The 22,843-nt window shown below is 66.7% G+C and carries 19 protein-coding genes and 1 pseudogene; 14 read left to right on the top strand and 6 right to left on the bottom strand.

Annotated features, from left to right (window positions below; all coding sequences use genetic code 11):
* Nucleotides 1–104 precede the first annotated feature (104 nt).
* Nucleotides 105–3,074: a CHASE domain-containing protein gene (locus GTZ97_RS13175; RefSeq protein WP_161651113.1), complete on the top strand. Its 2,970-nt coding sequence runs from the start codon at nt 105–107 to the stop codon at nt 3,072–3,074.
* 7 nt (nt 3,075–3,081) lie between these two features.
* Here GTZ97_RS13175 and GTZ97_RS13170 read toward each other — a convergent pair whose 3' ends face one another.
* A complete protein-coding gene (locus tag GTZ97_RS13170) occupies nt 3,082–5,130 on the bottom strand; it encodes an NADPH-dependent 2,4-dienoyl-CoA reductase (protein WP_161651112.1) in 2,049 nt (682 codons plus the stop codon).
* Nucleotides 5,131–5,298: 168 nt separating this feature from the next.
* Between GTZ97_RS13170 and GTZ97_RS13165 the strand changes: the two genes are divergently transcribed.
* On the top strand, nt 5,299–5,898 hold the full coding sequence (locus GTZ97_RS13165) for an outer membrane beta-barrel protein (RefSeq protein ID WP_161651111.1): 600 nt from the start codon (nt 5,299–5,301) through the stop codon (nt 5,896–5,898).
* 183 nt (nt 5,899–6,081) lie between these two features.
* Entirely contained in the window at nt 6,082–6,639 is a 558-nt protein-coding gene (locus tag GTZ97_RS13160) for a porin family protein (protein ID WP_161651110.1), read from the top strand.
* 75 nt (nt 6,640–6,714) lie between these two features.
* On the opposite strand, the pseudogene GTZ97_RS17095 reads toward GTZ97_RS13160, so the two are convergent.
* Both GTZ97_RS17095 and GTZ97_RS13155 read right to left on the bottom strand, forming a co-directional pair.
* A pseudogene (locus GTZ97_RS17095) lies at nt 6,715–6,857 on the bottom strand (GNA1162 family protein); the annotation flags it as partial.
* A gap of 128 nt (nt 6,858–6,985) precedes the next feature.
* On the bottom strand, nt 6,986–9,181 hold the full coding sequence (locus GTZ97_RS13155; RefSeq protein ID WP_161651109.1) for a malate synthase G: 2,196 nt from the start codon (nt 9,179–9,181) through the stop codon (nt 6,986–6,988).
* Here GTZ97_RS13155 and GTZ97_RS13150 point away from each other — a divergent pair.
* On the top strand, nt 9,180–9,572 hold the full coding sequence (locus tag GTZ97_RS13150; protein ID WP_161651108.1) for a hypothetical protein: 393 nt from the start codon (nt 9,180–9,182) through the stop codon (nt 9,570–9,572). The genes GTZ97_RS13155 and GTZ97_RS13150 overlap by 2 nt on opposite strands.
* On the top strand, nt 9,515–10,468 hold the full coding sequence (locus GTZ97_RS13145) for a LysR family transcriptional regulator (protein ID WP_161651107.1): 954 nt from the start codon (nt 9,515–9,517) through the stop codon (nt 10,466–10,468). Before GTZ97_RS13150 ends, GTZ97_RS13145 begins: the two co-directional genes overlap by 58 nt.
* A gap of 41 nt (nt 10,469–10,509) precedes the next feature.
* On the opposite strand, the gene GTZ97_RS13140 is transcribed toward GTZ97_RS13145, so the two are convergent.
* Nucleotides 10,510–10,776, bottom strand: coding sequence for a hypothetical protein (locus tag GTZ97_RS13140; protein ID WP_161651106.1), 267 nt, complete (start codon nt 10,774–10,776; stop codon nt 10,510–10,512).
* A gap of 175 nt (nt 10,777–10,951) precedes the next feature.
* Between GTZ97_RS13140 and GTZ97_RS13135 the strand changes: the two genes are divergently transcribed.
* Nucleotides 10,952–11,812, top strand: a complete 861-nt coding sequence (locus GTZ97_RS13135) for a PEP-CTERM sorting domain-containing protein (RefSeq protein WP_161651105.1) — start codon at nt 10,952–10,954, stop codon at nt 11,810–11,812.
* A 6-nt stretch (nt 11,813–11,818) separates the two neighbouring features.
* Here GTZ97_RS13135 and GTZ97_RS13130 read toward each other — a convergent pair whose 3' ends face one another.
* Nucleotides 11,819–13,156, bottom strand: coding sequence for a protein kinase domain-containing protein (locus tag GTZ97_RS13130; RefSeq protein WP_161651104.1), 1,338 nt, complete (start codon nt 13,154–13,156; stop codon nt 11,819–11,821).
* A gap of 143 nt (nt 13,157–13,299) precedes the next feature.
* Between GTZ97_RS13130 and argS the strand changes: the two genes are divergently transcribed.
* The 8 genes from argS to GTZ97_RS13090 all read left to right on the top strand — a co-directional run bounded on the left by argS (nt 13,300) and on the right by GTZ97_RS13090 (nt 21,588).
* Entirely contained in the window at nt 13,300–14,991 is a 1,692-nt protein-coding gene (gene argS / locus GTZ97_RS13125; RefSeq protein WP_161651103.1) for an arginine--tRNA ligase, read from the top strand.
* Nucleotides 14,992–15,008: 17 nt separating this feature from the next.
* Nucleotides 15,009–15,653: an SPOR domain-containing protein gene (locus GTZ97_RS13120; protein WP_161651102.1), complete on the top strand. Its 645-nt coding sequence runs from the start codon at nt 15,009–15,011 to the stop codon at nt 15,651–15,653.
* 43 nt (nt 15,654–15,696) lie between these two features.
* Nucleotides 15,697–16,350: a thiol:disulfide interchange protein DsbA/DsbL gene (locus tag GTZ97_RS13115; RefSeq protein ID WP_161651101.1), complete on the top strand. Its 654-nt coding sequence runs from the start codon at nt 15,697–15,699 to the stop codon at nt 16,348–16,350.
* Nucleotides 16,351–16,440: 90 nt separating this feature from the next.
* Nucleotides 16,441–17,034 carry a lipopolysaccharide transport periplasmic protein LptA gene (lptA, locus tag GTZ97_RS13110; RefSeq protein WP_161651100.1) on the top strand — a complete coding sequence of 198 codons (594 nt, stop codon included), beginning with the start codon at nt 16,441–16,443 and terminating at the stop codon, nt 17,032–17,034.
* Nucleotides 17,031–17,807 (top strand): LPS export ABC transporter ATP-binding protein, encoded by a 777-nt coding sequence (gene lptB, locus GTZ97_RS13105; protein ID WP_161651099.1) that lies wholly within the window; start codon nt 17,031–17,033, stop codon nt 17,805–17,807. Before lptA ends, lptB begins: the two co-directional genes overlap by 4 nt.
* A gap of 10 nt (nt 17,808–17,817) precedes the next feature.
* Nucleotides 17,818–19,347 carry an RNA polymerase factor sigma-54 gene (locus GTZ97_RS13100; RefSeq protein WP_161651098.1) on the top strand — a complete coding sequence of 510 codons (1,530 nt, stop codon included), beginning with the start codon at nt 17,818–17,820 and terminating at the stop codon, nt 19,345–19,347.
* A 12-nt stretch (nt 19,348–19,359) separates the two neighbouring features.
* Nucleotides 19,360–20,070: a DUF599 domain-containing protein gene (locus GTZ97_RS13095; RefSeq protein WP_161651097.1), complete on the top strand. Its 711-nt coding sequence runs from the start codon at nt 19,360–19,362 to the stop codon at nt 20,068–20,070.
* 33 nt (nt 20,071–20,103) lie between these two features.
* Nucleotides 20,104–21,588: a THUMP domain-containing class I SAM-dependent RNA methyltransferase gene (locus GTZ97_RS13090; protein ID WP_161651096.1), complete on the top strand. Its 1,485-nt coding sequence runs from the start codon at nt 20,104–20,106 to the stop codon at nt 21,586–21,588.
* A 25-nt stretch (nt 21,589–21,613) separates the two neighbouring features.
* On the opposite strand, the gene GTZ97_RS13085 is transcribed toward GTZ97_RS13090, so the two are convergent.
* Nucleotides 21,614–22,375 carry a 16S rRNA (uracil(1498)-N(3))-methyltransferase gene (locus tag GTZ97_RS13085; protein WP_407926742.1) on the bottom strand — a complete coding sequence of 254 codons (762 nt, stop codon included), beginning with the start codon at nt 22,373–22,375 and terminating at the stop codon, nt 21,614–21,616.
* Nucleotides 22,376–22,843: the final 468 nt, after the last annotated feature.

The raw sequence follows: 22,843 nt of genomic DNA, 5'->3' as shown, positions 1-22,843 counted from the left end.
GCATCGGCAATGTCGGTCTTATCGGCAGGGTGCTCAAGGAATGTAGACGGCAGCCGATGTCACTGCATCGACTTTGTTCACACCATGTCCGACTGATGTCGCCGATGCCGCGCCTTGCCCCGCTGCGCCGCTCCCGATGGGGGGCGGCGGCCGTGGCGTTGTTCACGTTTTGCGTGGGCGTCTTCTTGTCGGCCACGCTGGTTCGCAGCCTGCACCAACAGGCGGCCGAGTCGGCCGCCATGCGCTTCGAACGCCACGCCAGCCAGGTCCAGGCCGAGGTGCAGACGCGCTTTGACCGCGCGCTGTCCGGCTTCCGTGGCTTGCGCGGCACCATCCATGCGTTTGGTGGTCCCTTGCCGCGCCGTGCGTTTCGCGACTGGGCCAGCAGCCGCGATCTGCGGGCCGAGTTTCCCGGTATCCGCGGGCTGGGCTTCATCCAGCGGGTCGAGCGCGTCGACCTGGATCGCTTCGTGGCGCACGAGCGCGCTGACGGCGCGCCCGCCTTCCGCATCCGCACGTCCGGCAGCGCACCCGATCTGTATGTCATCAAGCTGATCGAACCCCTGGACAACAACCTGGCGGCACAGGGCTTTGATGTCGGCTCCGAGCCTTATCGTCGCGCAGCGATCGAGCGCGCCATCGATACGGGGCTGCCGACCACCACGGCGCCAGTGGTGCTGGTGCAGGACGGCCAGCAGCGCCCCGGCATGCTGTACTACCTGCCGGTCTACCGACCTGATCAGCCCACTGACACGGTGGCGCAGCGCCGTGCCGCCTTGCTTGGGGTCGTCTACGCCCCGATCATCGTCGACGAGCTGGTTGCGGGCATTGGTGACCGGTTCCGCGGTGTGCTGGCTTTTGCCGTGCACGGCCAGGCGGGCAGCGGCGGGCTGATGCTGCTGGCGCGCTACACGCCGCCGGCCGACCAGGCGACAGATGGGGCGGGCGAGTTCCAGCAGCGGCGGGCGGTGGATGTGGGCGGTCAGACCTTTTCCTTGGCCGTGACGTCCACCGCGCTGTTCGAGCAAGACCAGGGCGCGGCCATGCCGCTGTGGATTGCGGTGCTCGGGGTGGGGCTGAGCGCGCTGATGGCGGCCGCGCTGTGGTTGTTGATGACGGGCCGCGCCCGCGCACAGGCCCTGGCCGAGGGCATGACAGAAGACCTGCTGCAGGCCAAGGGGCTGGCCGAGCAGGTGGCCCACGAGAGCCAGGTCCTGATCGACACGCTTGACCGTTTCAGCATGGTGTGCATCACCGATCCGCAGGGCGCCATCACGCATGTCAACGATGCCTTCTGTCAGGCCAACGGCTATGAGGCCAGCGAACTGCTGGGGCGCAACCCTCGGTTGCTGGCCTCGGGCGAGCACGATCCGATGTTCTGGATCGCCGTGTGGCAGACCTTGCTGCACGGGCAGCCTTGGGTGGGGCAGGTGTGCAACCGGGCCAAGGACGGGACGCACCATTGGGTGCAGTGCGTGATCTCGCCCATCCGACGGCGCGATGGCTCGATCGAGAAGTACATCTCGATCGCCTATGACATCACCGCCACGCGCCGCGCACAGGATGAGCTCAAGGCCCTGGCCGAGCGCTACAACCTGGCCATCGATGGTGGCAACGATGGCCTGTGGGACTGGATGGATGTCCACGCGCACGCGGAATGGTGGTCGCCGCAGTTCTTCCGCCTGCTGGGCTATGAGCCGGGCGAGATCGAAGCCAATCTGGTGACCTTCGATGCAATGCTGCATCCGGACGACCAGCGTCGCACCTTCCAGGCCATCGAGGCCGCGCTGCGCGACCATGTGCCGTTCGACACCGAGTATCGGCTCAGGACCAAGGCGGGCGACTACCGCTGGTTTCGCAGCCGGGCCAAGGTCTACTTTGATGAGCGCGGCGAGCCCACGCGCATGGCCGGCTCCATCCAGGACGTGCACGCCCACAAAGTGGCGCAGGCCCAGATCCAGGAGCACAGCGAACAGATGCAGGCCATCTTCTCGCTCACCCGCGACGGCTTTGTGTCGTTCGATGCAGGCCGCCGCGTGAGCTATGCGTCGCCTGCCATGGCGCAACTCACAGGGCTGCCCTGCGAGGCGCTGCTCGGGCTAGACGAGGCGGCCTTTGCCGCCCAGCTGTTCGCCCAGGCCGCCGAGGGTCAGGCTGTGCAGGACCTGGCCGGCCTGCGTGGCGTGCAGGCCAGCGCGGGCCGGGACGGCAGCGGGCGCGTGCTGGTCGAGATGCGGCCACCCGCACGCCGGGTGCTGGAGATGCGCCTGAGCGAAAGCCCGGGGGCACTGGTCTCTCAGGTGCTGCACATCCGCGATGTCACGCACGAGAGCGAAGTCGACCAGATGAAGAGCGCCTTCCTGTCCATGGCCGCCCACGAGCTGCGCACGCCCATGGCCAGCATCTACGGCTTCACCGAGTTGCTGCTCACCCGCGAGCTCAAGCCCGACAAGCAGAAAGAGTTGCTGGGGCGGATCTACCGTCAAAGCGAGGCCATGTCGAGCATCATCAACGAGTTGCTCGATCTGGCGCGCATCGAGGCGCGCCAAGGCAAGGACTTCGCGTTCGAAGCCTGCAACCTCGCGGCTGTGGTGGCCGACACCGTGCGCGATTTCAAGCCGCCTGCCGAGCGCGAACCGCCGGTCATCAGTTGGCCCGAGCAGCTTCACCTGGTCTGGGTCGATCGGCAGAAGCTGCAACAGGCTTTGCTCAACGTGCTGTCGAACGCTTACAAGTACTCGCCAGCGGGTGGCGATGTGACGCTGCGCGTGATCACGCGCGTGGTGCAGGGCAAGGAGCTGGTCGGCGTGGAGGTGACCGACCGGGGGATTGGCCTGTCGCCCGAGCAACTGGCCCGCGTCGGCGAGCGCTTCTACCGCGCCGACAAGTCCGGCAACATCCCGGGCACAGGCCTGGGCGTGGCCATCGTCAAGGAGATCCTCGAGCTCATGGGTGGCAGCCTCGGGCTGACCAGCGTCGCGCAACAGGGCACCACCGTCACGTTGTGGCTGCCGCGCTGGAGTGGTCAGACACTGCCGCTCAGCGAGGCACCGACGGCCGTGGCCGAGGCCTGATTCGCCATCACAAGGCGGCGGCCAGCCGGGCCGCTTGAGCGATGGCCTTCTTGGCGTCCAGCTCGCCGGCCTCGAAGGCGCCACCGATCACATGCGGCGTGCGGCCTTGTGCCTGCAGCGCATCGGCCAGCTCGCGCAGTGGCTCTTGCCCCGCGCAGAGCACCACGTTGTCGCAGGCGATCCAGGTGGGGTTCTCGCGCTTGTCGCCAAAGCTCACCAGCAGGCCCTCGTCGCCGATGCGCTCGTAGTTCACGCCGCCGACCATTTCCACGCCCTTCATCTTCAGCGCGGCACGGTGGATCCAGCCGGTCGTCTTGCCCAGGCCTGCGCCCAGCTTGCCCTTTTTGCGCTGCAAGAGCACCACCTCGCGTGCCGCAGGGGTGGGCCGCGGCCCGTCAGGACGCAGCCCGCCTGGCGCGAGGGCCGGGTCGGTCACACCCCATTCCTGCATCCACACCGCCAGATCCAGCGAGGCGGGCTTGTGGGCCGCGTCGTGCACCAGGAACTCGGCCACATCGAAGCCGATGCCCCCCGCGCCAATGACGGCCACCTTGCGGCCCACCGGCTTCTTGTGGCGAAGCACGTCGATGTAGCTCAGTACCTTGGGGTGCTCCTGGCCAGGGATGCGCGGGTTGCGCGGGCTCACCCCGGTGGCCACGATGACCTCGTCAAAGCCGGTGAGCATGGCCGCGTCCACGCGCGTGCTGAGCTTGAGTTGCACGCCCGTCAGCTCGATGCGCTTGCGGAAGTGCCGCAGCATCTCGTCGAACTCTTCCTTGCCGGGCACCTGACGCGCCATGTTGAGCTGGCCGCCCACCTCGTCGGCCGCGTCGAACAGCGTGACCTTGTGGCCGCGCTCGGCCAAGTGCGTCGCGGCCGTGATGCCGGCCGGGCCTGCGCCCACCACCGCGATGCGCTTGCAGCGCGGGGCGGGCAGGAAGTTCAGCGTGGTCTCGTGGCAGGCCCGCGGGTTCACCAGACAACTCGACAGCTGGTTCTTGAACACATGGTCCAGGCAGGCCTGGTTGCACGCGATGCAGGTGTTGATCTCATCCGCACGCCCGGCCGCAGCCTTGGCCACGAAATGTGAATCGGCCAGCAGCGGCCGTGCCATCGACACCATGTCGGCATAGCCGTTGGCCAGCACCATCTCGGCCGTGGCCGGTGTATTGATGCGGTTGGAGGTCACCAGCGGGATGTCGATGCCGGCCGCCTCGAAATCCTGCTTGAGCTTGGCCGTCACCCACACGAACGCGGCGCGCGGGACGCTCGTGGCAATCGTGGGCACACGCGCCTCATGCCAGCCGATGCCGGTGTTGAGGATGGTCGCGCCCGCGCGGGCGATGGCCACGCCCAACTGCCGTACCTCGTCCCAGCTGCTGCCCTCGGGCACCAGGTCGATCATCGACAGGCGGTAGATCAGAATGAAATCGCGGCCCACGGCCTCCCGCGTGCGTTGCACGATCTCGATGGGCAGCCGCATGCGCTGGCTGTAATCGCCGCCCCACGCATCGGTTCGCTGGTTGGTGTGCCGGGCCAGAAACTCGTTGATGAAGTAGCCCTCCGAGCCCATGATCTCGACGCCGTCGTAGCCCGCCTCGCGGGCGCGCACGGCGCTGTGGACGAAGGCCTTGATCTGGCGCTCCACCCCCGCGGCCGACAGCTCGAACGGCTTGAACGGGGAGATGGGCGACTGGATGCGCGAAGGCGCCACCGCGAACGGGTGATAGGCGTACCGACCGGCATGCAGGATCTGCATGGCGATCTTGCCGCCGGCCTCGTGCACCGCGCGCGTGACGACCTGATGGCGTCTGGCCGAAGAGGCGCTGCTCATGCGCCCAGCCAGCGGCTTGACCCAGCCCGCGATGTTGGGCGCAAACCCCCCGGTGACGATCAGCCCCACGCCGCCTTCGGCGCGCTCGCGGAAGTAGGCGGCCAGCTTGCTCAGGTCGCGCCCGTCTTCCAGGCCGGTGTGCATCGAGCCCATGAGCACGCGGTTCTTCAGCGTTGTGAAGCCGAGGTCGAGGGGGCTGAGCAGGTGGGGGTACGGTGTCATGGTGTGGCGTGCAGTCAACATAAGCATGGGTATCAGGCGGGGTGTCGTTCAATGTGCCTGCGCCGGAAAGACATGTCGATACAGTGCATGGCGGCACTTCGCTTACTGCAACCCCGCATGTTGACCACTTGTTTGGCGAGAGACATGCGATTCTCCAGGGAGACACACATGATGATGAAAGTGATGCTGGTCGGCACACTCGCCTGCATGGCCGGCCTGGCTTCTGCTCAGACTTACGTTGGCGCGGCCATCGGCTCGGCCAAGCACAAGATCGACTGTTCGGGCACCGTAAGCTGTGATCTTCGCGACACCGTGGTCAAGCTCTACGCCGGCCAGCGTGTCAACGAGTGGGTCCATGCCGAGGCCGCGTTCATCCGCTTCGGAGAGGCCAAGCTGCGCGGCCCTGCGGTGTTTGATGACCAACTGGTGGGCATTGATCTCACGCAGCGCGCACAGGCGCTGGCGCTCGCGGCCGCCTTCCGGCACGAGTTCCGGCCCGGTTTGCAAGGCGTGGCGCGCATCGGCGCCGCGGTGGTGCATGGCAAAGCGTCCGTTCGCGCAGTGATTGTGGGCGGTCCAGCCGACGGCGTGGTCGTCACGGCGTCATCGTCTGAGACGACGGTGCGACCCTACATCGGGCTCGGTCTGTCCTATCGTTTCCTGCCGAATTGGAACGCCACGCTGGACTATGACCGGACGTCGGTGTCCATTGACGGGGACTCGAATGGTGTCCAGGCATTCATGGCCGGCCTGGCTTACCAGTTCTGATCTACGAGCTGATGGTTTCTATGTCGTGCAAGTGTGTGTCGAGGTTGTGGACGTTTTGATACGTTCTGTAGCGTGAAGGGACCTGTTTGCATGAGTTGTCCCCTGTTGGACGCCCATTACTCGCGCACGGCCGCTATGCTGGCCGGCGGCGAATGATCGCCAACAACACAAAGGGACTTCAGTATGAAACACATTCTCGTCGCCGGCCTGACCATGATCGCCATGGGTAGCGCATCTGCACAAGCCTATGTCGGCGGTTCGCTGGGCATGGCCAAGGTGAACCTGGATTGCGCTGGCACGCTGAGCTGCGACACCACGGACACCAGCTGGAAGCTGTACGCGGGCTACAAGCTGGATGACACCTGGGCGGTCGAAGGTGGCTACATCGATTTTGGTCGGGCCAAGTACTCTTATGACTTCGACGGCGACACCATCAACGGCAAGCTGAGCGCAACCGGTTTCACCGTGGCGGTGGCCGCCCACGGCCAATTCACTCCCGCTGTCAGCGGCGTGGCTCGTTTCGGTCTGGCGATGCTGAAGGCGAAGATCAGCGAGTCGCTGGGCTCGGCCAGTGTGTCCGAGTCCGAGTCGAACACCCGCGCCTACCTCGGTCTGGGCCTCGGCTACGCCGTCACGCCCAACCTGACGGCCACGGTCGACGCCGACTTCTCCACTGCGAAACTGGGTGGCGAATCCGGCAGCGTGCGCGCCATCGGCCTGGGCCTCGCATACAAGTTCTGACCAACGCCCTTCGGCGTGTCAAGCCAATCAAAAGGGGGCCTCGGCCCCCTTTTTTCTGTTACGGCGCCAGGACCATCAGCGCTGCCCATCCTTCTCATGCTTCGGCGAGCGCGGTCCGTAGAGCAGGCCGTTGGGTGCGCCTGCCGACAGCAGTCGCATGCTTGTTGCCCTGCCACGGGATGCGAAGCATCGGGCACGCTGTGGAGCACCTGCTTGACCAGCGTTCTTTCAGAAAAAAAGCCCCATCAAGGGGGACGAGCGTCCGCACGATAGCGAGACGCCACGCGAGTGCACGTGCAAAAGCGGCGCCCGAAGGCGCCGCTTTCATGGCTTTCAGCACGAATGCTCAGGCCTGTGCCTTCTTCTTCAGCCGCCATGCATGCAGCAGCGGCTCCGTGTAGCCCGAGGGCTGTTCCTTGCCCTTGAAGACCAGGTCCAGCGCAGCCTGGAAGGCGGCGCCGTTCGGGTTGGCCACCAACGGCTGGTACAGCTTGTCGCCCGCGTTCTGCTGGTCCACCACGGCGGCCATGCGGTTGAAGCTGTCACGCACTTGCGCTTCAGTGATCACGCCGTGGTGCAGCCAGTTGGCCACGTGCTGGCTGGAGATGCGCAGCGTGGCGCGGTCTTCCATCAGGCCGACGTTGTGGATGTCGGGCACCTTCGAGCAGCCCACGCCTTGGTCGATCCAGCGCACCACGTAACCCAGGATGCCCTGGACGTTGTTGTCCAGCTCTTGCTGCTTCTCGGCGTCGGACCAGTTAGCCTGGGCCACCACGGGGATGGTCAGCAGCTTGTCGAGCAGCGATTGCGGGTCTTCGCCGGTCTTCTCGATGTCTTGCTGAATGGCGGCCACGCTGACCTGGTGGTAATGCGTGGCGTGCAGCGTGGCGGCCGTGGGCGAGGGCGTCCAGGCGGTGTTCGCACCGGCCTTGGGATGGGCGATCTTCTGCTCCAGCATGCCGGCCATCAGGTCGGGCATGGCCCACATGCCCTTGCCGATCTGGGCGCGGCCGCGCAGGCCCATCTGCAGGCCGATCAGCACGTTGCGGCGCTCGTAGGCGGCAATCCAGGCGCTGTTCTTGATGTCGCCCTTGCGCATCATCGGGCCGGCCAGCATGGCGGTGTGCATCTCGTCGCCGGTGCGGTCCAGGAAGCCGGTGTTGATGAAGGCCACGCGGCTCGCTGCGGCGGCGATACACGCCTGCAGGTTGGCCGAGGTGCGGCGCTCTTCGTCCATGATGCCCAGCTTGACGGTGCTGTCAGGCAAGCCCAGCAACTGCTCGACGCGGCTGAACAGCTCGGCGGCGAAGGCCACTTCTGCCGGGCCGTGCATCTTGGGCTTGACGATGTAGACCGAGCCGGTGCGCGAGTTGCGGATGGGCTGGCCATTGATCTTGCCGTGGCCCTTGAGGTCATGCAGGGCAATGGTCGTGGTCACGACGGCGTCCATGATGCCTTCGGGGATCTCACGGCCTTCGGCGCCCCACAGGATGGCCGGGTTGGTCATCAGGTGGCCCACATTGCGCACGAACATCAGCGAGCGGCCGTGCAGCTTGACTTCACCACCGTTGGGGCCGGTGTAGACGCGGTCGCCATTGAGGGCGCGCGTGAAGGTCTTGCCGCCCTTGGCGACTTCTTCGGTCAGCGTACCCAGCTGGATGCCCAGCCAGTTGCTGTAGCCCAGCACCTTGTCTTCGGCATCCACGGCAGCGACCGAGTCTTCCAGGTCCAGGATGGTGGACACGGCCGATTCCAGCACCAGATCGGACACGCCGGCCGCATCGGTCTTGCCGATGGGGGTGGCGCGGTTGATCTGGATGTCGATGTGCAGGCCATTGTTGACCAGCAGCACGCTGCTCGGGGCAGCGGCGTCACCCTGGTAGCCCACCAGTTGCTCGGGGTTCTGCAGGCCGGTGCTCTTGCCGTTGTTCAGCGCCACGACCAGCTTGCCGCCAGCGATGCTGTAGCCGGCTGCGTCACGGTGCGAGGCGCCTTCCAGCGGCGCCGATTGGTCCAGGAAGTTCCGGGCCCAGGCGATCACCTTGGCGCCACGCACCGGGTTGTAGCCGGTGCCCTTGTCGGCGCCATCGGTTTCGGGGATGGCGTCCGTGCCGTACAGGGCGTCGTACAGGCTGCCCCAGCGGGCGTTGGCGGCGTTCAGTGCATAGCGGGCGTTCAGGATGGGCACCACCAGCTGCGGGCCGGCTTGCAGGGCCAGTTCGGCGTCCACATTGGCGGTGGTGGCTTTCACGCCGGCGGGCACGGGCACCAGGTAGCCGATCTTCTCCAGATGGGCCTTGTACGCGGCCATGTCGTTGATCGGGCCGGGGTTGGCGGCGTGCCAGGCATCCATCTCGGTCTGGATGCGGTCGCGTTCGGCCAGCAGGGCGGCGTTCTTGGGCGCCAGGTCGTTGACGATCTTGTCAAAGCCGGCCCAGAAGGCGGCGCTGTCGATGCCGGTGCCGGGCAGCACCTTGTCTTCGACGAAACGGTACAGCTCGGTGGCCACTTGCAGGCTGTGAACGGTGGTGCGTGCGGTCATGGAAAACCTCGTCAGGGAAGATCAGGAGTGGTGTGGGGCAGCGTGCACGGCGCGTCGTCGGGTGGACAGGGGCGTTGCGGGCGTGCAGGTGGGCCGCTTCCGCATGCTGCTGCGAGCGCGTCAGTTTATTCGATACTTATCCGAACATTACCAGCGCAAAAAGTCATTGATTCATGACTTGGGTGCAAAAATGGACGACGCGTCGGCGGCGGACGTCGGCAAGCAGCGCCGCAGTTTCTCTGGGCGCAGCCCGATTGTTTTTTCGCAAGGGCATGCGCAAGATCAGCGCATCAGGGCAGGCGCGCCGGGTGGTCGTCCCGGGTTACGACGAGCATGGACCGACTCAAGCAGATTGAATCCTTTGTGGCCGTGGCCCTCAAAGGCAGCCTGACCGCCGCCGCAGCGGCCGATGGCGTGGCGCCGGCCGTGATCGGCCGCCGCATCGATGCCCTGGAAGAGCGACTGGGTGTCAAGCTGCTGGTGCGGACCACGCGGCGCATCAGCCTCACGCACGAGGGCAGCGCCTTTCTGGAAGATGCCCAGCGCATTCTGGCGGATCTCTCCAGCGCCGAGGCCAGCGTCAGTGCCGGCGGCATCAAGGCCAGCGGCCATCTGCGCATCACGGCGCCCGCCGGCTTCGGACGGCGGCATGTCGCGCCGCTGGTGCCTCGCTTCGTCGCGGATCACCCCGAGGTGTCACTGTCGCTCAATCTGTCCGACCATCTGGTAGATCTGGTCAACGAAGGGTTTGATTGCGCCGTTCGGGTGGGTGACCTGCCCGATTCCAGCCTGGTCAGTGTGCGGCTGGCCGAGAATCGTCGCCTGTGCGTGGCCAGCCCGGCCTACCTCGCGGAGCGCGGGCGCCCGCTCCAGCCAGGCGACGTCACCCGGCATGCCTGCCTGACGCTCAGTTCGGAGGCGAGCCAGACCCGTGGGTGGGCCTTCACCGTTGACGGGCAGGTGGTGCACGTGCGTCCGCCTGCTCGGCTGGATTGCTCTGACGGTCAGGTGCTGCACGCCTGGTGTCTGGAAGGGCTGGGCCTGGCCTGGCGCTCCTGGTGGGAGGTGGCCGCCGACGTGCGGGCCGGCCGCCTCATCAGCGTGCTCGACGAGTTTGCGGCGCCGCCCAACGGCATCTATGCCGTGTTCGCACAGCGCAAGCACCAGCCGCTTCGGCTGCGCCTGTGGCTCGATTTTCTGAAGAATCACTACGCCGACCCCGCTTACTGGCAAGCCCTGGCCATGTCGGCTGAGCCGGCCATCGATCCCCGCGTGGCTGCGGCCTGAACCCGGCTGCCCGTTGACGGGTGCCGGTGTCCGCGTCAATGTCAGTGCTTGTGCGCGCTGGCGTCTTTCTTGCACTTCTTGACGAAGCTGTTGCGCGCCGCGCCGTGCAGTTTTTTCTCATCGGCCATGGCTGCGCAGCCGCCCTGCACCGCATCCTTCTCGCATTTCTGGATGAAGCTGTTGCGCGCGGCGCCATACAGCTTCTTCTCAACGGCCTTGGCCTCGCAGGCCTTGTGCATGTCGTTGGCGTGAGCGGGTGCGAATACGGCACCCATGCTGATGGCGATCAAGGCGATCCACTGGCGCATGGTGAGGCTCCTGCAAGAGAGGCAGAACGAAAACGCCAGCCAGTCTAAGGGCAAGCGGCGTGCCCGCCAACCGAGCGCGTGCGGGCCCTTTGGGCCTCCCACGTTCAAGGGATGGTCGCTGCCGAGCGGTGCGCCTAGGCTGTGGTTCCCATCACATGAAATTCAGGAGGAAAGCATGCCCTACCCTCGTCTTGCCCTTTTGTCGCACCCATCGCGCGCGTCGCGCACCTTGCGGCGCACCGCCGCGGCCACCGCCGCAACCATGTTGTCTGCCGCCGCCTGGGCCGCCCCTTCGGGCTGGAGCAGCAGCCAGATCAGCGTCCAGTACGATCCCGACACGTTTGTGGCCGGGTTCACCACCGGCAGTTCCGGCGGCTACAGTCAGGTCGATGTCTTCCCAACCGTGACGCAACTCGGTGAAACCGGCTTGCAGATCGATCTGTCCGGGTTCCAGCTCTATGCGTCCAGCTACAGCAGCTTCTCGTCCGAGTATGTGTCGGGCTGGTTCACGCTACCGCTGAGCATTTCGGCGCAGCCAGGCTACATCATTCACGGCTACACGGTCGCGTTGTCCGGCAGCTACTACATCGAAAGCCCAGGCTCGGTCGAGGTGTTCGGCCCCGACAGCATCGGCCTGTGGGCCAACAGCGGCATCCAGCCGTTCAACAGCAGCACTTACCTCAGCGGCGCCACGCTGCCGACGCTCGAAGCCACCTTGGGCGCCATCGGCGACATCGGCTACGTCGAGGTCTTCGAAGGTTACGAGCAGCAGTTCAGCCATTACGAACAGGTGCTGGACTATTGCGAGCCCGATGACCCGGGCGTTTGCTACTACCGCGATGAGGCGGTCTACATCGACGTGCCCACCTACCGCTACGAGATGGACCTGGGTGAAGCCACCCTCAGCCTGGACCGGCTGACGGTGTACGCCAACGTGACCGCGGTGCCCGAGCCGGGCGTGGTGGGGTTGGTCGCGGCGTCCTTGCCCATGCTGGGCTGGGCCGCGCTGCGCCGCCGACGCGCCCGCGGCGACTGAAGACGCTCAGAGAATGCGGCGCGGGTGGGCCAGGGCCTCATGCGCCGCGTGCAAGCGCCGCACCAGCACCCGGATGAAGGCCTCGTCAAACAAATGCCGGCACGCGGGGCTGAGCTGCAGCATCGCCTCAGGTGTGAACGAGATGGTGGTGGCCGGCTCGGTCACCACCACATCGGTGCTGTGGCGGCGCAACTCGGGGCTGGGCGCCAGGTAGGCCATTTCGCCCACAGACGTGCCCGCGCCCAGCAGCGCCACGCGCTTGCCGTTGCGGTAGACCTCGACGCTGCCCTGCGCCATGATGTGGAAGGTGCGGCCTTCTTCCCCTCGGCGGTACAGCGCATGGCCGAACGAAAAGCGTTGCCACTTGGCGCGGTGCACGACCTCCCACAGCTCCACGTCGCCGAAGCTTGAGAAAAAATCCAGCGAGCGCAGCAGGTTGAAGCGCTCCGAATCCAGCACCCCTTGCAAGTGGCCGCGCGGCACCTTGTGGTCGGCAATCAGACCCGAGAGCGCCTGCGCAAAGGCGTCCCAGTTCGGATAGCGGTCTTCCGGACGCTTGGCCAGCGCCTTCTGGATCACCTCGTCCACTGACGCGTTGACGCCGGCACGCATGCCAGCCAGCGGTGGCGGCGTGTGGTTGTAGATCTGGTTCATCAGCACGGCTTGCGAGGGCGCATCGAATGGCGGCTTGCCCGCGATCAGGTGGTACAGCACAGCGCCCAGCGCATAGATGTCGGCCCGGCAGTCGGGCACCTGGCCGTCGAGCTGCTCGGGCGCCATGTAGGCCAGCGAGCCCACTTGATGCACCTGGGTCGACTCGGCCGCGAGGTTCAGCGCGGAGCCGAAATCGGTCAGCTTGATGTCGGTCACCATGCCCGCGGCGTTGGTGATGGCCAGGATGTTGGCGGGCTTCACATCGCGGTGGATCAGGCCCTGGCGGTACACGTAACCCAGTGCCATCGCGCACTTGAAGCCCAATTCGACGATCAGCTCCAGCGGCAGCAGCTGATCCGCCCGGCAGTAGGTGCGCAGCGTTGTGCCGGGCACGTACTCCATCACCACGTACGGGGCGATGGGGTCAGCCACGGCATCGTAGATCTGCACCACATTGGGGTGCTGCAGGCGACCGACCAGCGCCGCCTCGGCGGCGAAGAAGCGCGCGTAGACGGGTCCGTCCACGGCGTCGATCAAGGCCGCGGCGCGCACGCGCTTGACGGCCACATTGCGGTCGTGAAAGTCGTCCCGGCACAGGAAGACCTCGCTGGTGGCGCCCTCGCCCAGCTTCCTGATGATGCGGTACTTGCCGATCATCCCGTGTTCGAGGCCGATATCTGTCTCAACCATGCCAGGTTCCATGCTGTCGAGTTGGCATCTTTTCACCACCTGGCATCGTGCAGCATCCCGAATAAACCGGACAGAACTGTGCATTTCTGCTCGCCTGAGGCCGCCTGCTGCCCCTGCGCTGCGCCCCTCGTAGAATCCCGGGCATGATCCAAGCGAAGCGATCCCTTCTCGAAGGCCTGGCGGCCGCCCTGAAACAGGTGGCCCCGGAGGCACCCGACACCTTTGTGCCCGCGTTCGAGGCGCCCAAGCAGGCGGCCCACGGCGACCTGGCCATCACGGCGGCCATGCAGCTGGCCAAACCCCTGAAAAAGAACCCGCGCGAGCTGGGGCAGGCCCTGGTTGTCGCCCTGCAGGCGCAACCCGCCTTCGCGCAATGGGTGGCCGCCATCGAAATTGCCGGCCCCGGCTTCATCAACCTGCGCCTCAAGCCCGAGGCCAAGCAGGCCGTGGTGGCCGATGTGCTGGCCGCGGGCGACCGCTTTGGCTTCCAGCCCGCCACGGGCAAGAAGGTGCTGGTCGAGTTTGTCTCGGCCAACCCCACGGGCCCGCTGCACGTGGGCCACGGCCGGCAGGGCGCGCTGGGCGACGCGTTGTGCAACCTGTTCGAGACGCAAGGCCAGCAGGTCACCCGCGAGTTCTATTACAACGACGCCGGCGTGCAGATCGCCACGCTGGCCACCTCCACCCAGGCGCGCCTGAAGGGCCTCAAGCCCGGCGACGCCGAATGGCCCGAGTCGGCCTACAACGGCGACTACATCGCCGACATCGCCGCGGATTTCCTCGCGAAGAAGACCGTCAAGGCCGATGACCGCGAGTTCACCGCCAGCGGTGATGTGAACGACCTCGATGGCATCCGCCAGTTCGCCGTGGCCTACCTGCGCCACGAGCAGGATCTCGATCTGAAGGCCTTTGGCGTCCGCTTCGACAACTACTACCTCGAATCCAGCCTCTACACCACCGGCCGGGTCGAAGCCGCCGTGCAAAGGCTCAAAGACGCCGGCAAGACCTTCGAAGAAGGCGGCGCCCTGTGGCTGCGCTCCACCGACTACGGTGACGACAAGGACCGCGTCATGCGCAAGTCCGATGGCGGCTACACCTACTTCGTGCCCGATGTGGCCTATCACATCGCCAAGTGGGAGCGCGGCTTCGAGCAGTGCGTCAACATCCAGGGCTCGGACCACCACGGCACCATCGCCCGTGTGCGCGCAGGCCTCCAGGCCGCTGGCGTTGGCATCCCCCAGGGCTGGCCCGACTACGTGCTGCACAAGATGGTCACCGTGATGAAGAACGGCGAGGAGGTCAAGATCTCCAAGCGCGCCGGCTCCTATGTCACCCTGCGCGACCTGATCGAGTGGACCAGCAAGGATGCGGTGCGCTTCTTCCTGATCAGCCGCAAGGCCGATACCGAGTTCGTGTTCGACGTCGATCTGGCCTTGAAGCAGAACGACGAGAACCCCGTGTTCTACGTTCAGTACGCCCACGCCCGCATCAGCAAGGTGCTGCGTGACTGGTGCGCCGACCATGGGGGTGACCGTGCTGCGCTGTCGGCTGCCTCGCTGGCGCTTTTGGCCGCCCCGACCGAGCTGGCGCTGATGGCCAAGCTGGCCGAGTATCCGGAGATGTTGGCCTCGGCCGCGCAAGGTCTGGCGCCGCACGATGTCGCTTTTTACCTGCGCGATCTGGCCGGCGCCTTCCACAGCTATTACGCGGCCGAGCGCTTCCTGGTGGATGATGCGGCCTTGTGTCAGGCCCGCATGGCCCTGCTGGCGGCCACCGCCCAGGTCCTGCGCAATGGTCTGGCCGTCATCGGGGTGAGCGCCCCGGAATCGATGTGACGCAGCGGAGGAACCCGATGTCATCTCAATCCAACAGCCAGCGGGGCGGATTCGCCCTCGGCATGATCGTGGGCGTGCTGGTGGGCCTGGCCCTGGCGCTGGCCGTGGCCGTGTATGTCACCAAGGTGCCCGTGCCGTTCATCGACAAGGTGCCCCAGCGCAGCGCCGAAGATGACGCGGCCGAGGCCGAGCACAACAAGAACTGGGATCCCAACAGTCCGTTGTATGGCAAGAACCCGGCCAAGCCGCGCGATGTGCCCGCCACACCGCCGCCAGGCGCATCCGAGACCGCCGTGCCGCCCACGCCTGCGGTGGTGCCCAGTGCGCCGGCTGCAGCCCCGTCGGCGCCGCCCGCATCGGTCAGCACCCGTGACCCGGCGGCCATCTTGGCCGGCGACGCCGTGTCCACCGCACCGGCCTCTGATGCGTTGAGTTTCCAGGTGCAGGCAGGTGCCTATGGCAGCCAGGCCGAAGCCGAACAGCAGAAAGCCAAGCTCGCGATGATGGGGCTCGAGGCCCGCATTCAAGAGCGTGAGGTCAACGGTCGCACGATGTACCGCGTGCGGCTGGGTCCTTACCCCGACCGGGAGAAGGCCGAAGCTGCGCGGGTGAGGCTGCAGGACGCCGGGATCGAGTCTGCGCTGGTTCGTGTGCAGCGCTGAGCCGCTCGCCGATCCCTTGTTCGAGTCAGAAAGGAAGAGCCCGATGAACCGCCGCGAGTTTTCCGTGTCCACCGCTGCCGCACTCGGGGGCGCTGGCTCCCTGCTGGCCGCTTCGGCGCAGGCCCAGGGGCAGCCCGTCGAGGGCACGAACTACGTCCGGCTGGCGCAGCCTGCGCCTGTCTCGGCACCGGCCGGCAAGGTCGAGGTGGTCGAGTTCTTCTGGTATGGCTGCCCTCACTGCTTCCATTTCGAGCCTTTCCTGGAGTCGTGGGCCGCGAAGCTGCCGGCGGAGGTGGCCTTTCGCCGCATTCCCGTGGCCTTCCGGGAGCGCCCATTTGGCATCCACCAGCAGCTTTACTTCACCATTGAGGCCATGGGCCTGATGGCCAGCCTGCATCCGCGGGTGTTCAAAGCGTTACACGAAGAGCGCCAGCGTCTGGACACGCCTGAGGCCATTGGCGAGTTCGTGGCCCGCCACGGAGTGGACCGCGCCCGCTTCATGGACGTGTTCAGCTCATTCGCCATTCAGACCAAGTGCCGCCAGGCCCGCAGTCTGACCGATGCCTACCGCATCGACGGTGTGCCGGCCATTGGAGTGGCCGGGCGGTTCTATACCTCGATTTCGCTCAACGGCACGCCGGCGCGCACCCTGGCGACCACGGATCACCTGATCCAGCTGTCGCGCCGCCCCGCTTGATCGACCTCTGATGTGAGATCTTGCCGGGCGCGCAGGCGCACGCCCGGGTGGCGACCCGGCAGGGTTCATGGCAGAATCTCTGCAAAATCCATGCCGGCAAAAATGCTCAACCCCTCTGGTTTTCCCCTGTCCGCGCCCGCCAGCCGCACGCTGGTATGGGGCGTGATGGCCTTGGCCCTGTGTGCCGGCGCGTGGGCCGAGAAGGCCGATCGGCAGCAGCCCCTTGTGTTCGCGGCCGACGCTGCGCGGGTCGACGAGGCGCGTCGGCTCAACGTACTGTCGGGTAACGTCGAGATCACCAAGGGCACGATGGTCGTGCGGGCCGACCAGGTCGAGGTGCGCCAGAACCCCAATGGCACCCAGTCGGCCACGGCCACCGGCGGGCCGGGCGGGCGGGCCTACTTCCGCCAGAAGCGCGAGGGGCTGAGCGAATTCATTGAAGGCGAGGCCGAGCGCGTCGTCTACGACGGCACACAGGACACCGTCCAGTTCGTCGGCCGCGCCACCATGCGACGCCTGTCGGGCAGCACCGTGACCGACCAGGTCTCTGGCGCCACCATCACCTACGACAGCAGGACGGGTGTGTTCCAGGTGCTGGGCGGGACGCCCGGCGCGAGCGGTTCCCGGGGTCGCGTTCAAGGGGTCATCACGCCGCGCAGCGAGCCGGAAGGGGCCAGCCGATGAGCGTGGGGTCGTCTGCGGTCGGCGCGCCGGCGGCCAGCCGGCTGCATGCGCAAGGCCTGCGCAAGCGCTATGGCGCGCGCACGGTCGTGCATGATGTGCACGTCTCGGTGGCCGCCGGCGAGGTGGTCGGCCTGCTCGGGCCCAATGGCGCGGGTAAGACCACCTCGTTCTACATGATTGTGGGGCTGGTACGGGCCGACGCGGGCAGCATCGACATCGATGGCGAGCGCGTCGAGCGCCTGCCCATCCACCAGCGTGCGCGCAGGGGCCTGAGCTACCTGCCGCAAGAGGCGTCGATCTTCCGTGCGCTGACGGTCGAAGAAAACATTCGCGCCGTGCTCGAGTTGCAGCACGACGAGCAAGGGCGGCGCCTGGGGCGGGCCGAGACCCAGCGCCGGCTCGACGCCTTGCTGGCCGACCTCAGCATCGAGAAGCTGCGCACCAGCGCCGCGCTGTCGCTGTCCGGTGGCGAGCGCCGTCGCGTCGAGATTGCCCGCGCACTGGCCACCCAGCCGCGCTTCATCCTGCTGGACGAGCCGTTTGCCGGCGTCGACCCGATCGCCGTCATCGAGATCCAGCGCATCATCAGCTTCCTGAAGGCTCGCGGCATCGGGGTGCTCATCACCGACCACAACGTGCGCGAGACGCTGGGCATCTGCGACCGCGCCTACATCATCAGCGAAGGGCGCGTGCTCGCCGAAGGCGCCCCCTCGGAGATTGTCGACAACGCCGAAGTCCGCAAGGTCTACCTCGGCGAGCACTTCCGCATGTGAGGCGCCGCGCATGAAGCCCTCCTTGCAGTTCCGGCTGTCGCAGCACCTGGCCCTCACGCCGCAGCTGCAGCAGTCCATCCGCCTGTTGCAGCTGTCCACGCTGGAGCTGCACCAGGAAGTCGAGCAGATGCTCGAGCAGAACCCCTTTCTTGAGCCGGACGACGAGTACGCCAGTCTGGAGACGGCTGCAGCCACCGAATACGAGCGCCAGCGCCAGGACCACATCGAGCGCGAAGACCGCGCCAGCGGGGAAGGCGAGGGCGCTGCCGACGCCGAGCCGGCCGGCCTCGACGGGCTGGAGGTCGGCGCAACCGAGCGCGACGACTGGGAAAACGGCACCGAGCGCGACGATTTCGACGGCATCCGTGAGACGCCCTCTCGCCAGAATGACGACGACGAGTTCGATCCGCTGTCGCGCAACACCGAGAGCATCAGCCTGCAGGAACACCTGCGGCAGCAACTGCGCGGCATGCGGTTGCCACCTCAGGACAAGGCTGCAGTCGAGGTCCTGATCGAATCGCTCAACGAAGACGGCTACCTTGCAGACACGCTCGACGACATCGCTGCCAGCCTGCTGGGTGTGACCGACGACGAAGACGCGCGCGATGAGTTGGCCTCGCGGCTGCGCTGCGCACTGGGCTGGCTCCAAAGCCTCGAACCCAACGGCGTGGGTGCAAGCAGCCTGTCTGAATGCCTCCTGCTGCAACTGCGCGGCATGGATGACCATCCCGCCTGTGCGCTGGCCCGCACGATCTGCCGCGATCACCTGGAGCTTCTGGCCCGGCGCGACACCCGCAAGCTGACAGCGGCCACCGGCGCCGATGATGCCCAGCTGAAGGCCGCTCAGGCGCTCATCGTCAGTCTCGAACCCAAGCCGGGCCGGGCGTTCGCACGCGCCGAAGCCAACATCGTCGTGCCCGACGTCATCGTGCAGAAGTCTGGCCGCAACTGGAAGGTCGTGCTCAATCCCGATGTCATGCCCAAGCTGCGCATCAACGACCTGTATGCGCAGGCCTTGCGCGCGAGCCGAGGCGGGCGCGGCAGCGGCGACGGCCACGCTGCGCTCAGCTCGCGCCTGCAGGAAGCGCGCTGGTTCGTCAAGAACATCCAGCAGCGCTTTGACACCATCCTGCGCGTCTCGCAGGCCATCGTCGATCGCCAGAAGAACTTCTTCACCCATGGCGAGATTGCGATGAAGCCGCTGGTTCTGCGCGAGATTGCCGACGAGCTCGGCCTGCACGAATCCACCATCTCGCGCGTGACCACGGCCAAGTACATGAACACGCCGTTCGGCACCTTCGAGCTCAAGTACTTCTTCGGCTCGTCGCTCAACACCGAAGCGGGCGGCAATGCGTCCAGCACGGCCGTGCGCGCCCTCATCAAGCAGCTTGTTGCCTCGGAAGACCCGCGCAAGCCGCTGTCCGACAGCGCGCTGTCCAGCATGCTCGAAGAGCAGGGCATCCAGGTGGCGCGCCGCACCGTGGCCAAGTACCGCGAGGCGCTGAAAATCGCGCCGGCCAACCTGCGCAAGGCGCTCTGAATGCGGCCGAGCATGAACCTGCCGCTTCACGATGCACTGGTCTTCCTGCCCTGGCAGGATTGGGCCGCGCTGGCCCTGTTCGTGTTTGGCTGGATCGCCTACGCCCGCTTTGCCGCGCGCCGCGCCCGCGTTCAGCGCACGCTCCTGGCCAGCACCAACCACTACCGCATGCGCTGGATGGCCCAGGTCACCCACCGCGACCAACGCATCGTCGACGCCGCCATCACTCAGAATCTCGCCAGCAGCCCCAGCTTCTGGGCCTCCACCACCATCCTGGTGCTGGGCGGTCTGCTCGCCGTCCTCGGGACCCACGACCGCGCAGTCGAACTCGTCAAGGACATTCCGTTCGCGGCTCGCACCACTGTCCTCGTTTTTGACATCAAGCTGCTGATTCTGCTCAGCGTGTTCATTTACGCCTTCTTCCGCTTCACCTGGTCCATGCGCGTCTACTCCTTTGGCGCCATTCTGGTGGGCGCCGCGCCCAACGTTGATGTGTTTGACGCCGGTCAGGCCGATCGAGACGAGTTCATTCAGCGTGCGGGCAAGATCATGGGCATGGCCGCAGAGAGCTTTGCCGACGGTCTCCGCGCTTACTACATGTCGTTTGCCGTCATCGCGTGGTTCATCTCACCTGTGCTGTTTGCGCTGGCCACCCTGGCTGTGCTGGCGATCCTGTACCGGCGCGAGTTCCGCTCGGACGTGCTCGCCGTCCTCAATGCCTGAGCGGCCCCGGCGCCGCATCCGCCCACCCGCTCCATGACTTCCTCCTCCTCACGACCGCGGCGCGCGGGCCCGGCTTCTTCCGATTCGCGCGGCCCAGGTACCCGTTCGGCCGCCGGCCGCCCGGCCAGCCGACCCAGCAGCCCGCCGGCAGGCGTCCCGCGCAGCCAGGGCGGCGCACACCTGTCTGCCCGCGTGCTCGCCGAGCCCGTGCTCTACCTGAGCTGTCCGGCTGGCGTCGAGCCGTTGCTGCTCGAAGAAGTGCGCGCCATTGCCGGCCCGGCCGTGCGGCTGGCCGAGTCCCGCGGGGGCATCGAAGCGCGCGTGCCCGTCGCGCTGGCTGAAGGTGAGCCCCGCTGGCGCGCCGCCATCGAGTTGGCCATGCAGCTCAACCTCGAAAGCCGGCTCGCCCAGCGCGTGCTCTGGCGCGTGGCCGAAGGCGGCTACCGTGAGGAGGACGACCTCTACCGCCTGGCCCGTCAAGTCGACTGGGGCCAGTGGATCTCGCCACGCCAGACCCTGCGAGTGGATGTCTCAGCCCGCCGCAGCCCGTTGCGCAGCCTCCAGTTCGCTGGTCTGCGCATCAAGGATGCCGTGTGCGACCAGCTGCGCGAAACCGCGGGCGAGCGCCCGAATGTCGACACACGGCACCCCGACCTGGCGCTGCTGCTCTTCCTCGACGAGGCCCGCGCACTGCTGTATGTCGACACCTCGGGTGAGGCGCTCTTCAAGCGAGGCTGGCGCGACGACACCGGCGAGGCCCCGCTCAAGGAAACGCTTGCCGCGGCCATGCTCGCCGCAGCCGGCTGGCGCGGCCGCCCGGAAGACGGCGCCTTGCTCGACCCCTGCTGCGGTGCGGGCACCATCCCCATCGAGGCCGCGCAGATCGCCTGCGACATCGCCCCCGGCCTGCAGCGTCGCTTCGCCTTCGAAAAGCTGCTGCCGTTCCGCCCCCATCAGCCCGCCTGGCAGCGCATGCGCCAGACGGCCAAGGCGCGCCAGCGCCCGCCTGCCGTACCGATCTTCGCAGGCGATGTGTCCTTTCGCATGACCGACTTCGCTGAGCGCAATGCCGAGCGGGCCGGGGTGCGCCATGCCATCGTTTTCAAGACGGCCGACGCGCTGCAGCGGCCGGTGCCATGCGAGCGCGGTGTCATGATGTTCAACCCGCCCTACGGCGAGCGCATCGACACCAAGGGCAGCGCCCGCGACGCCTACCGTGCCCGCGAGACTGGCGGCCCGGCCGGGCGCGAGGCCTTTGACGCCAGCCAGGTCGACACCTTCTTCCAGCAACTTGCCAGCCACTGGAAGCAGCACTACACCGGCTGGACAGCCTGGGTGCTCAGCCCCGACATGAAGCTCCCATCGGCCATGCGCTTCAAGGAAAGCCGCCGGGTGGTCATGTTCAACGGGCCCATCGAGTGCCGGCTCTTCCGCTTCGACATCGTCGCCGGTTCACACGGCGCACGGCGCACGGCCGAGGCGCCCTCTGCCTCCCCGCCAGAGGCGGATGCCGACTGAGCTGTCGCCATTCAGGCCGTCGCGGTCAGCGCTCGTACAGCGCACCCAGCAAGGTCAGCGCCGCCAGGGGCGCCGTGTCGGCGCGCAGAATGCGCTTGCCCAGACTCACCGGCGCCCAGCCCCGCTGCTGCGCCAGAGCTTCCTCTTCATCCGTCAATCCGCCTTCCGGGCCGCTGAGCAGACACCAGCGCGCGCTCGCGCCGGCTGATGGGGCTGTCTGGCCGCCGCCCGCCCAGGTCAACAGTGAGGCCGTCGCCCGCGGGCTCAGCACCCCGCGGCGTTCGCCGTCATCCTTCTCGCTGTCCTGTAGAAAGGCCGCGAGGGTGCGCACGGGCGCCACCTCCGGCACCCAGGCCCGCCCGGACTGTTCGCAAGCCGCCACGGCCACACCCTGCCAGTGCGCCACCTTGCGCGTTGCGCGCTCACCGTCCAGCCGCAGCACCGAACGTGCGCACATCAGCGGCTGAATCCGCCTCACCCCGAGCTCGGCCGCCTTCTCCACCAGAAAGTCCATCCGATCATTGGCCGGCATCCCGATGGCCAGCGTCACGGCAATGGGCAGCTCGCGGTCATTCGCCACGGCCTCGCGTAGCCGCACGTACACCGCCTTGCGCTGCATCTCGACGACCTCGGCCAGCCACTCGCCCCCTCGTCCGTCGAACACCCGCACCAGCTCCCCCGGTTGCATGCGCAACACCTGCACATGCCGCGCGGCGCCCTCGGGCAACGCCCACACCGCCTCGGGTGCCTGCGCCCCTGCCTCGCTCACATACATCCGTGCCGACAAGCCATGTTCTCCTGAGTCTGTGCCAAGCGTGCCGCGTGCAACGCCCTACGCAGCGGCTTACCCCCGCGCATCCCGCGCCCCGTATCCCACGCATCCTGCACACCCCGCGGCATGCAGTTCCTCGGCGTTCCCTGCCGGTACGGCGTCAACGTGCGCCGAGCGTACCGCAAGCCGTGCGCTCAGCCGCCGGCCAGCCCAACAAGGTGCGCGGCTCCCAGGGCGCGCGTCGCAAGATGTCACTTTTTTTCGACAGAGGCTTGCGCACCACTTCAAAACGATGCCATAATTGCGGTCTTCGCTGATCGCGACACGCAACAAGCAGTCGCCAGCAGTCAGCGAAATGTTCTTTAAAAATTAACAGCCGATAAGCGTGGGTGTTTGGGTCGGAGAGCGGCTCAAATACTCACGGAAGATAGATGGAAATTCACTTGAGTGAAGATCTGTCGATTCCGTTGAAGAGTTTTAAAC

Source organism: Aquabacterium fontiphilum (assembly GCF_009909205.1).
GTDB lineage: Bacteria > Pseudomonadota > Gammaproteobacteria > Burkholderiales > Burkholderiaceae_C > Aquabacterium > Aquabacterium fontiphilum.
This window is presented reverse-complemented; position numbering and strand designations above follow the sequence as displayed.